This window comes from Streptomyces sp. NPDC048290 (genome assembly GCF_040652095.1).
Classification (GTDB): Bacteria; Actinomycetota; Actinomycetes; order Streptomycetales; family Streptomycetaceae; genus Streptomyces.
The window spans coordinates 1-12,209 of sequence record NZ_JBEZLM010000033.1 but is presented as its reverse complement, the minus strand read 5'-3'; the positions used below and the strand labels follow the sequence as shown (position 1 = coordinate 12,209).

Sequence of the window (12,209 nt, the reverse complement as noted above, 5' to 3'; positions counted from 1 at the left end):
GTCAGACGGCGAGCCTCCAGGAGGCCGTCCTCGGTCGGATGGACTTCAGAGAGCCCCCCCCGGCGAGGCTCCGTGAGATCGTTACGAGCCCGAGGTTCTCCAACTGCAGCGCCATGTTGTCGCTTTCTTCGGCGGGCAGCGCTTCCCGCTCGACGAAGGCGGACACATCCAGGTAATGGCCCGGATGTTGCTGGGCGGATTCCTGCAGCCAGAGCACCAGGCGAGAAAGGTGCGGATCGCTTTCGATGCCGCTCGCGCTGGAGAGGGTGAGCACTCCCATGGCCGGCGGTTCGATCTCGACAGGTATGCGTACAGGATGTTTGCGGTTCGCCCGCTCGAACTCTCTGGCGATCTCCTTCTGCATCTTCTCGATCGCCTGCTTGTTGATCTTGAACCCGGCCAACCCGATCTCCTCGGGACAGTGGTGGTTCAACGCTAGACGGTGCCACTGACAGCGAGTGTGGGTTTCTGAGCGGGGTGTCCGTCTCGCGGGTTCGGTGATCGCGATTCGACCGGGACTCGGCTCCGCCATTCCGGGGAGCCGACTCAGGTGGTGGGCTTCCAAAATGGCTCCCAAGAGACCCGAGAAACCACTCAGGGGCCCGACCCGCTTTCGCGGATCAGGCCCCTGACCTGGTACTTCACTGTCGGGGTGGCGGGATTTGAACCCACGACCTCTTCGTCCCGAATGAGGTTCGGCCGTGATCCACACCTGCGGATCTCGTAAACATGCAGGTCAGAGCGTCGGTCTGACGTGGTGCGGCAGGGTCTCGGTTGGACTCCGGCGGAAGATTATCTCCCAGACTTCTCCCAGCGCGGGGTGCTGTGCCGGGCGCCCACCTCGGAGTCTTGGCTGTGGCCTGCATTGCGCAAGCAAGTTTGCCTGGCTGGCTGCCGGTGTCCCCGCCCCACTCATGCCTGGTAGCAGTTCGCGCTAGTGCGGGCGCGGCCGTCTTCGGGGATGCTTCCCTAACAGGACTGGGGCGGGCATAAATTGGCAGCCAGGTGATCTTCGGTGGGGGCTGGTGTGGCAGGTCAGGATCTGCGAGCGCTGTTCAGTACGAACGACCGCACGCTTGGGACTGCGGAGGCGTTCACGAACCGGCAGGCGCAGTGGGGGTTTGTGGTGGCTGCGCTCACCGAGCACCTACGGCATGTCAACAGCTCTACCTTTGCTCCTGAGGACCTGGAGGCCGCTCGGGACAATGTGGTCGTCTTCCACGGGATCGGTGGAATCGGGAAGTCCACGCTGTCGCGCAAGTTCGAGGCGTCCCTCGCCGACCCGGGCCAGCGCCCCGCTCAATGGGGTGCCCCCGTTTGGGGTGGAGCGCGGCTCCTGCCCATACGGATTGATCTCGCGCGCTCCGCGAATCCCGACTTCGAGAAGGTCGTGCTCAGTGTGCGCCTCGCGCTGGCCGCGATCGGTCGGCCTCTGCCCGCCTTCGACTTGGCGTTACGTCGCTACTGGGAGCACCAGCACCCGGGGGATCCGCTGGAGGACTTCCTCAACCGAGGCGGCCTGGCCGCCCGGTTCGGCAAGGCGCTGCCACAGCAGATGCAGTCCGCGCTCGCTGACGTCGCCCAGGCCCTGCTGCTGCCGGGCACGGTGGGCTCTGCGATCGGGCAGGTGACCGGGGCGCTCGTGGGAGCGCTGCGCGAGCGTCGGCAGACCGTGCGGGCGCTCGCCGGCTGCGTGCGCCTAGCCGATCTCCTGGAGGGTGAACCGGATCTGGACTCCCTCTCCTACTACCCGCATCTGCTCGCTTGGGAGCTTGCCCGGATACCCGCCGCGAAGAAGGTCACGCCGGTGATCTTGCTTGATGGTTTCGAGGAGATCGGGGACCGCACCCATCGGGACTTCGAACGCCTCCTGCAGCGCCTCGTGTGGCTGATGCCCAATGCCTTCTTCGTCATTACCGGCCGCTCCCGCCTGCAGTGGGCCGACGAAGCCCTTCAGGGGCAGCTCGATTTCACCGGCCCCGCCGCCTGGCCCGGCCTCGTTGCCCACGACATCCCCCAGGCGCGCACCGAGCCCTCTGCCCGTAGCCGTGAACGGCAGATGCTGATCAGCGACTTCTCCTTGGAGGACTGCGACGACTACCTTGCCCGCCGCCTCTCCGCGAATGGCCGCCCCCTCATCGGCGATGCCATCCGTAGGGTGATCGGGCAGCGCTCGCACGGCTTGCCGTTGTACCTGGACCTTTCCGTGATGAGGTTCCTGGAGCTCCGACGCAATGGGAACACTCCACAGCCGACCGACTTCGACCATGACTTCCCCGCGCTGATCGCCCGTACTCTCTCCGACCTCACTGCCCCCGAGCGCCATGTCCTGCGCTCCGCCAGCCTCTTCTCCTCCTTCGACGTGGCTCTGGCGACCCGGGCCGCTGGTCTGCCTCAAGAAGCGCCAGCCCTTCGGCTCGTCGAGCGTCCCTTCGTACGAGAGACGCCTTTCGGACTGTGGCCCTTCCACTTGCACGCCCTCATCCGCGCGACGATCCGGGGCGCCGACGACCAGACCGACGACCGCTGGTCTCCCGCCGACTGGCAGCAGGCCGCCGTCCGGGCCTTCGCCGCCCTCGGAGAGCAGTGGAGTAGCGGCTCGGACCGCGATCGTCTGCTCCTCGTGGGCTGCTTGCGCCAAGGACTGGCCATTGCCCGCGACTACCGCCTCGACCTCGGCTGGCTCATCGAGGCTGCCTGGACGTACATCGGCGACTCCGTATGGGAACCGCTCGACCTGTCCGCTAGCCCCGAAGAGGAGGGCGTCACGGCCACAGCCGCCGACGTGCTGGTGGAGTTGCTCAGTGCGCTCGCCCGCCGACAGCACGAGAACCGCGCCCGCACCGTGCAGCGCCTGGTCGCAGTCGCTGACACTGGGTTGCTGCCTGCGGAACTGCACGAGGTGGCCATCTACTACCGAGCCAAGGCACAGCGCGACCTCGGGCACACAGAGGGATCCCGCCGGGGGATGCAGCTGGTCGCCGCAGGTGGTGGACGTCTCGCAGCGAACGCCCGCCGCGGGCTCGCCCATCTCTCCCGGCTTGCTGGTGACTTCCCAGCCACTCTTGAGGCCGCTGAACACTTGGGCTGGACGGGTCGGCACCATCGCGTCGTGGGCGATGTGCGATGGGTGCAGGGCGACATGGCCTCGGCTGCAGAGGCTTTCGAGGCTGCCCGCGCGGAGGGCGAGGCGCATGGCAAGAGCGGTGAGGCAGCCATGTCGCAGGCGATGCGGGCCTTCACCCTCGCGTTCACGACCGAACCCACCATCGATGATGAGATCGGCCTCGGCGAACACCTCCTGGCCCAGGTCGACCTGCGCGCCGCGACTCTGGACGTACGGATCGCGGCATTCCTGCGCGACGCCGGAACGGACACGGGAGTTGAAGACCGGGCCCAAGTGCTGAGCGCAGAGATCAGTACTTCGGGGCTGCTCTTCGTCCAGGCCAAGCTCGAGTTGGCACGCGCCTTCCACCACGCCATCCGAGACGACCAGGCGGGCGTCGCTTCCAGAATCAGCCGACTCCGTGAGTTGACCCGTGAGGGCTACTACGCCTACTACGTCGACATCGCCCACTTCATGGCCGACCTCCCCCTCGACGAACCCTCCAGCGCACGGTGGCTCGACGAGCAGCAGACAGTACGCCAACGCTGGCGCAGCATGATCACCGACCGACGCGCTCTGCTCGCGTCACGGTCGGCCACCGGAACGCTGTAACCAGGCATTACGACTCGGTAGCCATCGGAAGCTTCAAGTGGACTGCGGGAAGCAGCAGGTGTCCTTCGCCAACCAATCAAGGCGGTTGACACAGAACCCAGTCCCGCAGGGAGAACGGCGTGCGCCGCCTCATCAGGCGGCGGTTCCGCCCGGCAGCGCGGAGAGCGAGGGCACATCCTTGAATCGCAGGCGACTCTCTCGGCCCGCAACTACCGTGTGATGGACCAACGACCGTCTGCAGAATCCGTCCCAAATCTATTGCCGCTCAGGGCATCTGCCGGGACCGAAGAGGTGAAGCTGCTGAACCGACCCCAGGAGCCCACCGTGCTCAATGTCGATCTCTCCACCACCGCTACGTCGTCCGCATCTGTCCTCAACAAGCCGGTACTCCCACCGATCCCTGCGATGTGGTTCGTCCAGAGCTACGAAGTTCGCGTCCGCGCGACCTCAGGCGGAATCACAAGGAGACGGGCCTCCCTGTAGGGGCCTTCCTGTACGAGACTGACGACGGCGGTCTCGTACAGCGCCATCAGCGAGACATCATCCGGGAGCCCGCGGTGGACGCCGTCATGGCAGCCCTGGAACCCGAGTCACCTATCGTCCTCCCAGGCGTCACAGTGCGGCTGCGTGCTGGCGAGGACGCCCGCTACAACACGGACTGGGTCAAGGACTCCGAAGGGCCCGTACCCGACCTGATGGCGGCGCTGGAGGCACGCGCCGACGCGCTCCAGAATTGGCAGGACAAGGTAGAGAACTTCGCTGCCCGCGTTCTGGGGTGAACCGGAGTGCACGCTGGTGCGAGGCGGTCTCCACCGCCCTGATGGGTGACTGGACCAGGCCACTGGACGAGCGCGGATGTCTGCCACCAGAAGCCCTTGGCCAGCTGCGCGCCGAGGCGCACACGATCCACCGCCAACTCGTCCCTTTGTGGCGCCGCCGCGTCCGGCGTTCCCGACTGCTACTCCTGGACGCACCGCTCGGCGACGGCCTGTGCCTCTATGACCTCGTCGCCGACCGGGCCAACCTGTCCGACGCCTCCCTCGGCATGGCCATCCACGATGACCGTCTCCTACGAATCGTGCAGCACCTGACGTCTGAGGAACGTCTGGTCGTAGTCGCCTTGGCTGCCGGTGACGGCGCAACTTGGACTGAGGCCGCTGCCCACGCCCTGTCGAGACGCTCGCTCAGCCGATGCGCCTGTTGAGATGGGGACTACATGAGTGACGACACACAGACCGCCACGCTCTCGCCAGAGGACGCTATGCGCTCCGGCCGGCTGCATGCTCGCGCCGAGGCGGCCGTCTTGGCGCTCTTCACCACGCGGGCATACGAACTGGGCTGAGCGGTACGGAGCGAGCCGAGCGGCGTCCGGGACCACGCGACGCTGTCCTGCGACGCTGGGCATACGACTCAGGTGACACCCATCACCGCACTGCATCCCAAGCTCGGCAGCACGATTCTCCAGGCACCTGAGGGACAGGTGTTCCATCTGGAAGCGGGGATGGAGCACATGGCAGTGCCGGGAAATCCGCAGCTGGCAGCCTTCTCTATGGCGCTAGAGGAGTGCGAGCACTGCGCGCGGAAGCAGTGGGAGGAAGCTGCCCGCGCATCGTTCGCTGCCTACGCCGTCGAGGCTGATCTCCGAATCCTGGCCGACGCCGCATCCTCCAACGGGTATCCGACGAAGAAGGTTTGCTGTCTCCAGGGGCACGAGTTCACCATCACCGCGATGGATCCACGAACCCCTAGGCGCGAGCCGACTACGGGCTTGCATACGGTCACACCTGGCGTGACTTCACCCTCACCGCTTCCGCAGGGAAACGACTTTGGCCTGAGTACGCGTCGATCACCGCAATGGCTTCACCGACCCCCCTGTGGAAGGGCGGCTACGGATTCACCCCAGGCGCCGGCGGTGCGGAAGGCCCTTGCGGTACGTGTGCGAGCATCTCTCGGACGCCCAAGCTCGTTGAGTTCAGACGTCGCGCTCGCGAAGAGAACGCGATGATCCTGGATGCCGTGTCAGACCGGGTTCTCCAGACCGTGCGCCTCTGCTGCGTTGCCGGGCACCTGACCTCGGTGAGCATCAACAACGGATCAAAGCGCGCGTTGTTGTGTGTTCGATGCGCGGGAGCGGGCATTCGCCCCGAACCAACTGTGTACTTCGTGGTGGTCGGCGAGGCCATGGTGAAGCCCGGAATCTCCTCGGGTGACGGCCGAGGGCGGCTAGACACCCACCGCAGCCAGCACGGTCTGGATCAAGTCCGAAGGCTCATAACGGACCTGCCCATCGGCGCAGCCCTCAACGTCGAGCGGCACGTCCTGAGCGGACTGGCAGATCAGGGCATCAGACCGGTGATGGGCTTCGAGTTCTTCGATGCCGCGCATATTGACCGGGTGTTGGCATTGGCTGACGAGTGGTTCGCAGCGAACCTGCCAAACTCCCTGTGGTCGGTGACGACCTAGGCCGGCCAGGGGAGCTTCTTGCCAACCAAATTAGTCCGCCAAGGTCACAGACCGGCAGCGGACTGCCCATGCTGTTGTAGGTTCTCACTTTCGATGTCAGGCGCCGGCGCTATGACCTGGACGTTCCCCTCCAGTCTCACGATGTGTCGGCAGGCGGCTGTCTCAGATCGATGTCATTTCCTCAGACTGCCCAGCCGGCTGCGCCGGACCTCATGAACCTGCATCGGCGGCCGTCCGTTCCATCCACTCCCGCACCTTCACTGCTTGCTCGATGCGGTTGACGATGTCCTTCTTGGACGCCGTATCCAAGGTCTCCGGGATCTTGTCGAAGGTGTCGGGAAGGACGTCGAGGAGACCCCAATATGCTCGCCGGTGCTGACGGTCAGCAGTTGCTGGCACTTCCACTGCAGCGGCACCTCGGGACGGTGAGTGAGCCGCTGCACGAGTGTCGGGAACAGGTAGTGCGTCGCTTCTGCGGCGAGGTGCTCTCGTAGCCAGTCGACCGGGAGCCGCGCTGGCTGAAGCCATGCATGGCGGCCTCCTGGGCCAGGTCCAGGAGCTGTGCGGTGTCGACGGCTCGGACAGTGCGGGGAAAGGTCGGGGCCATGCCCCGATGATGCCAAGAAGCTTCCGCGGGGCCGAGCGGTCATCCGGGCCGGGATGCAATCTGGCAACGGGCAGGACCCCAGACTTCCTCGAACTCCTCGAAGGTGAGTTGTTCGGGCTCGTGGCCTTCCCACTCCGAGACGGGCAGCTCGGCTGTGATCCCGAACCTGCTGTCGTACTCATCGAGGCGGCCTGCATCGCGGGCCCCATGCCACTCGGCGAGGGAGGCAGCTGCGATCGGGAGCTGCTCAGGCCCTTCGAGTTCGACTTGCCGAATCACCCAGCCGCAGGCGTCTACCTCAAAGTAGAACCAGGTGTCTTCCTCGTCCCAGTAGCAGCGCATCCATGTGGTCACCAGGCCATGATGCCGGGCCAGATGCACCGCCCTACTCCGCTCTACCGCATGACTGGGCGATGAATCCTGCGGATCGGTCAAGCTGGAAAGGAGAACCGACCCGGGTTGGATCCCAGCCTTGATCCCGTGCCTCTCGAATGCTGGCAGCAACGTGGGCCGGACGAATGGGCTCCGCCTCGGCACCCACCCAGTTGCTGGGATGGGCCTGACCGCTGGTGACGATGAAGGTCGTGCCCGGCTGGCTGCCGCTGGCCGCTTCAACCGCATAGGTCATCGGTGTCCAGCAGAGTCCCTGCATGTAGGAGGGCTTCCTGCGGATCCGCCAGCGGTACTCAATCCCGTCAACGGTTATGGGCCGGGAACCCTTCTTGTTCAACGCCATCTTCGCCTCCTCCGCTGTTGGACTGTGCTGTGTCGCCGCGGTCGCGAATAGCAGGTTGCACGCGAACGTACCGAATGTCATCGCCGACAAGCACCTTCGGGACTACGGATGGGTTGATCAGCCCATAAGTTGGTGTCAGTGCCGAGCGACCCGGCGCATCGCACCCACCCCGGGTGCACTCACCGCGATCGGAGAGCACCGTGAAGAACAGCCCGTTGTGGCGAGTGGTTGACAACGAGAGCGGTACCCAGTCCATCGTCAGCACGCCCTCCGAGGCGGTCGCGTTCGTCAACAGCCGGTTCGACACCGATGACGACGACGAGCCGTTCAGCATCACCGAGGTCGGTCCTCTCCTTCCCAAGCCGCTCGGGGTCATCACCGCATGGGCCGCCGAGAAGGACGGCGAGCGAACCGACGGGCGTACTGCCCCGATCACCATCAGGCCGGTTGTGACGGACAACGCCAGCGAGTGCGATGACGTCGTGCTCTGGGGCGACGTGTACGTCTCCTGGGACCACGACATGTACACCGTCGAGGGGCCGGACGGCTCCGAGTACAGCGAGGCTTACAGCGCAACCGAGTTGAGCGCGATCCTCGACGAGTACGCCGACGACTACGAGTACGCGCCTGAAGGGCCCGACAGCCACGGGTGGCCGAAACCGGAAGAGTTGATCACCTACGGCGCCCAGGAGTGTGCCAAGCGGTTTGGGCACCTCGACGACGACGCCCTGCTGTGGCTCGCTGCCACCCGCATCACGCTCGCGGTGTGGCGCAACACACCCGTCGAGAACTGGCATGCCGGGAAGAGTCCGCTGCACGACGGCACGATGATGCGGATCAACACGGCAACCACCCGACTCGTGCGCTCGATGCTGTCGTTCGACCATGTCGACTGGATCGGTCTCGGTCTCGCGATCGTCAACCCGTCCCGGGTTCTACCGACCGGGCAGTCTGTTCTCGAGCTCGGGCTGGCCTGCCACAATCCTGACGACCCGGCGCACGAGGCTGATCCGCGCGAAGAACTCGCGGAGATGGCACAGGACGCGATCGCTTGGGGGCGAGCGTACTGCCTTCGCGAGAAGACGTTTGGCCTGCGCACCCTGATCGAATTCTTCTGCGCGTCCGACAGCGGCTGGTTCGGAACACCGAGTTGGGGGCGCATCGTCGATCGGTTCACTACGGCTGTCGACGACCGGGAGAATGCGCACTGGCACGTGCACCGAGACAAGCCTTGGTTCGACGAGTGGTTCACCAACCGCCCGGCCGACATTGCGGACACCACGGAACTTCGTCGGCTGCTCCTTGCCGGGCCCGACCTGCTGTCCGAGGAGGCTGCCGAATGGTGCGTGGATGGTGCCATCGGCTACGTCTGCCAGGACGACCACGCGAACGACTGCTGGCGGTGCGGCATCCCGCTGGCAACGGAGCCCCCCAACGAGTGAACGTGGGCACCAGCGTAGAAATGCAGCAACCCACTGACCGCGCTCTCTCTTGCCTACTGCGACCTGCGAATCTCAGCATGGTGTTGGATCCGACTTCCGTCCGACACCGATCGTGAGATTCCGACACCGAATTTGAGATCCCACAGCTGTCAACGGACAGCAGTTCGCTTGGGGCAGACAGGACAGATCTCGAAAGGTCTGGTGCATGGGCGCAACCCATGTCACCGTACGACGCCCGGCTAAGGGCTGTCCCGTAAATACTCCTCGCCATGTCGAGTGGTCTGCTGGTTTGTGTGTCACCCGGTCAGTGTGAGGTTGTGCAGACGGGCTATGCCCAGCATGGCGTGGTGCACGCCGTCGCCTTTGAGGCGGCAGTCGCGGAGGATCTTCCAGGTCTTCATGCGGGCGAAGGCATGCTCGACGCGGGCCCGGACCTTGCGGTGGGAGGTGTTGTGCTGCTCTTTCCAGGCGGGGAGTTCGTCCTGGCCGCGTTCGCGGCGGTGCGGGATGACCAGGCCGGTGCCCCGGTAGCCGCCGTCCGCGATCACCGTCGTCCGGCCGACGGCGGCCTTCGCCTGGGACAGCTCCCACGCCCTGCAGTCGTTCCGGTTGCCGGGCAGCGGGCGGCCGACCACAACGACCAGCCTGGTGTCGGCATTGATGACGACCTGGTGGTTGGTGGAGTACCGGTAGTTCTTCGACTGCTCGGCCACCTGGTGGTCCCGGGTAGGGACCAGTGTGCCGTCCACGATCAGGACGGTGCCCTTGCGGAACCGCTTGCGGGGCTGGAGCGCTAGCGACGGCCCGAGTTGATCGACAATGCGGTCGGCCGCCGACTTCGAGACCCCAAAGAGAGGTGCGATCTGCCGCAAGGTCAGGTTCGTCCGCCAGTACGCGGCAACCAGAAGCACACGGTCTTCCAGCGGCAGGCTCCACGGACGGCCCTTGCGCACTGGATCGGCACCCTCCCGCCGCAACGCGGTCACGAGCCTGCCGAACTGCCGCGGGATCAAGCCGGTGAACGGGCCTATCCAGGACGGCTCCGACGCCGTGATCACACCAGACACAGCGAGATCATCTCACTCGTGACCCGCAGTTACGGGACAGCCCTTAGTGTGATGCGCCAGAAGTCCTGAAGGTTAGTAAGTACCCTGTTGTCATGTCGTATTCGGGGCCTTCTGCTGTGGCGATCACGTTGTCTGAGGCCGAGCGCGCCGAGTTGGTGCGCCGGACGAAATGCCGCACCGGCGCTCGGCTGAGAAGGCCCGTATCATCCTGGCGTGTGCTGAGGGCATGTCAAACGCGTATGTCGCGCGGCTCGTCGGTGTCTAGGCCAAGATGGTCGGCAAGTGGCGTCGGGCATTCGCCGCAGAGCGGATGGCTGGGCTTGAGGACGCCGGCTGGATTGGCCGACCGAAGGCCGACCTGATCCTCGACGATGCTGAGAGCAGGGCAGCTGCAACAGTGGGCGCGGCAGCCCAAGACCGCCCAATTCCTCGCGTTACGGGCCAAGATCGTGCTGCGCTGCGCGGAAGGCGGGACGAACCAGCAGGCCGCTGCTGACCTCGGCATCGACAGGTCGACCGTGGACCGCTGGCGGGCCCGGTTCATCGCAAAACGCCTCGATGTCTGCATGACGAGCCGCGCTCGGGCCGACCGCCTTCGATCCTCCTCGACCAGGTCGAAGAGGTCGTCGTGGCCACCCTGGAGTCGGTCCCAGGACAGGACACGCACTGGTCACGAGCCTCGATGGCCCAGCGCACCGGCCTCTCGAAGTCGACGATCGGGCGGATCTGGAAGCGGTTCGACCTCAAGCCCCACTTGCAGGACTCCTTCAAGCTGTCCACCGATCCGCAGTTCGTTGCCAAGGTCGTCGACGTTGTCGGTCTGTATCACCACCCGCCCGAGAAGGCGGTAGTGCTCTGCGTGGACGAGAAGAGCCAGATCCAGGCACTGGACCGGTCCCAGCCGGTGCTGCCGATGATGCCGGGCATGCCCGAAAGCCGCACTCACGACTATCTCAGGCACGGCATCACCAGCCTGTTCGCCGCCTTCAACATCGCCGACGGCACCGTCATATCGGCACTGCACCGCCGCCACCGGGCGATCGAGTTCAAGAAGTTCCTGATCCGGATCGACAAGGCCGTGCCCACCGGGCTCGATGTCCATCTGGTCTGTGACAACTGTGAGGATCATGGTGTGCCGCAGGGGGGCCGGAGCCTGACCCGTGTGACAACTGGCCGCAGTGCCTTGGAGTAGAACTGCCGGCCCCGGCCTCCTGCGGTGCGTACTGTCGCCGGCCCGGTGAACGTGTCCCGATAGGGGCTTTGCTGCACAAAGCACCGTCACAGTTCTGACCGCCCACCGGACCGGTGTCAGCCACCAGACCCAGTCCAAGGAGCCTCGTGACTGTCACCAGCATGCCCCAGCCGACACTGCCCGCGCAGCGGGTCCCCGCCCCGGCCGAGGAGGCCGAGGACGTGATCCTGGGGGTGGACACCCACAAGGATGTCCATGTTGCTGCGATCATCACGGCCCTGGGTGCCTCGCTTGCTCAGCAGGAGTTCCCGGCCACCGCCATCGGCTATCGTCAACTGCTCAACTGGGCAGGGTCGTTCGGTGTCCTGCGCCGGGCCGGTGTCGAGTGCACTGGGTCCTTCGGAGCCGCGCTGACCAGGATGCTTCGTCGGGAGGGCATCGATGTCGTCGAGGTCAACCAGCCCGACCGCGCCACCCGGCGCAAGCGCGGGAAGACCGATGCCATCGACGCGGACGCGGCCGCCCGCGCGGTGCTGTCCGGACGCGCCACTACCGTGCCGAAGAGCGCGGACGGGCCCGTAGAGGACATGCGGGTCCTGCGGCTGGCCAAGGAATCAGCGGTCAAGGCCCGCACTCAGGCGCTGAACCAGCTCAAGGCCGTCCTCATGTCCATCGACCCGGATCTGCGCGAACTCCTCACCGGCCTGAGCAACCCTGCGCTGGTGGCCACCTGCGCGGCCCTCGATACCGATGGCCGGGGCGAGGCCGTCTTCACGATGCGCCTGCTCGCCCGCCGTGTCCGGCACCTGTCCGACGAGGTCAAGGAACTCACCCGCCGCACCGCCAGGGCCGTACGCACGTGCCGGCCCCAGATGCTGGACCTGGTCGGTGTCGGTCCTGACAGCGCCGCGGTACTCCTCATCGCCGCAGGTGACAACCCCGACCGGCTCGTCGACGAAGCGTCCTTCGCCGCGTTGTGCGGTG

At 65.6% G+C, this 12,209-nt stretch carries 10 protein-coding genes and 2 pseudogenes; 7 read left to right on the top strand and 5 right to left on the bottom strand.

Features of this window, described 5'->3' with window-relative positions:
* Window position 1: 1 nt before the first annotated feature.
* On the bottom strand, window positions 2–403 hold the full coding sequence (locus AB0D49_RS37185; RefSeq protein WP_362767047.1) for a hypothetical protein: 402 nt from the start codon (window positions 401–403) through the stop codon (window positions 2–4).
* Window positions 404–1,027: 624 nt separating this feature from the next.
* On the opposite strand from AB0D49_RS37185, the gene AB0D49_RS37180 reads away from it, so the two are divergent.
* From AB0D49_RS37180 to AB0D49_RS37170, 3 genes are all read left to right on the top strand, one after another.
* Window positions 1,028–3,718: an ATP/GTP-binding protein gene (locus AB0D49_RS37180; RefSeq protein ID WP_362767044.1), complete on the top strand. Its 2,691-nt coding sequence runs from the start codon at window positions 1,028–1,030 to the stop codon at window positions 3,716–3,718.
* Window positions 3,719–4,335: 617 nt separating this feature from the next.
* Complete coding sequence (locus AB0D49_RS37175; protein WP_362767042.1) at window positions 4,336–4,497, top strand: hypothetical protein; 162 nt, start codon at window positions 4,336–4,338, stop codon at window positions 4,495–4,497.
* A gap of 1,222 nt (window positions 4,498–5,719) precedes the next feature.
* Window positions 5,720–6,181, top strand: a complete 462-nt coding sequence (locus AB0D49_RS37170; RefSeq protein ID WP_362767040.1) for a hypothetical protein — start codon at window positions 5,720–5,722, stop codon at window positions 6,179–6,181.
* Window positions 6,182–6,391: 210 nt separating this feature from the next.
* Here the strand turns inward: AB0D49_RS37170 and AB0D49_RS37165 are convergent.
* From AB0D49_RS37165 to AB0D49_RS37155, 3 genes and pseudogenes are all read right to left on the bottom strand, one after another.
* Window positions 6,392–6,788, bottom strand: a pseudogene (locus tag AB0D49_RS37165) (hypothetical protein).
* A gap of 39 nt (window positions 6,789–6,827) precedes the next feature.
* A complete protein-coding gene (locus AB0D49_RS37160; protein ID WP_362767211.1) occupies window positions 6,828–7,130 on the bottom strand; it encodes a hypothetical protein in 303 nt (100 codons plus the stop codon).
* Window positions 7,131–7,173: 43 nt separating this feature from the next.
* The gene (locus AB0D49_RS37155; protein ID WP_362767039.1) at window positions 7,174–7,524 is read right to left on the bottom strand and encodes a hypothetical protein; all 351 of its coding nucleotides are present in this window, start codon (window positions 7,522–7,524) and stop codon (window positions 7,174–7,176) included.
* 200 nt (window positions 7,525–7,724) lie between these two features.
* Here AB0D49_RS37155 and AB0D49_RS37150 point away from each other — a divergent pair, with 200 nt between their 5' ends.
* The gene (locus AB0D49_RS37150; protein WP_362767036.1) at window positions 7,725–8,966 is read left to right on the top strand and encodes a hypothetical protein; all 1,242 of its coding nucleotides are present in this window, start codon (window positions 7,725–7,727) and stop codon (window positions 8,964–8,966) included.
* A 296-nt stretch (window positions 8,967–9,262) separates the two neighbouring features.
* Here AB0D49_RS37150 and AB0D49_RS37145 read toward each other — a convergent pair whose 3' ends face one another.
* The gene (locus AB0D49_RS37145; protein WP_362767033.1) at window positions 9,263–10,033 is read right to left on the bottom strand and encodes a transposase; all 771 of its coding nucleotides are present in this window, start codon (window positions 10,031–10,033) and stop codon (window positions 9,263–9,265) included.
* 371 nt (window positions 10,034–10,404) lie between these two features.
* Between AB0D49_RS37145 and AB0D49_RS37140 the strand changes: the two are divergent.
* The 3 genes and pseudogenes from AB0D49_RS37140 to AB0D49_RS37130 form a co-directional block, all read left to right on the top strand.
* Window positions 10,405–10,575, top strand: a pseudogene (locus AB0D49_RS37140) (helix-turn-helix domain-containing protein); the annotation flags it as partial.
* A complete protein-coding gene (locus AB0D49_RS37135; protein ID WP_362767208.1) occupies window positions 10,560–11,225 on the top strand; it encodes an IS630 family transposase in 666 nt (221 codons plus the stop codon). The pseudogene AB0D49_RS37140 and the gene AB0D49_RS37135, both read left to right, overlap by 16 nt.
* 146 nt (window positions 11,226–11,371) lie before the next feature.
* Window positions 11,372–12,209: transposase (locus AB0D49_RS37130; RefSeq protein ID WP_362767030.1), on the top strand; the 838-nt coding region annotated here is incomplete at its 3' end.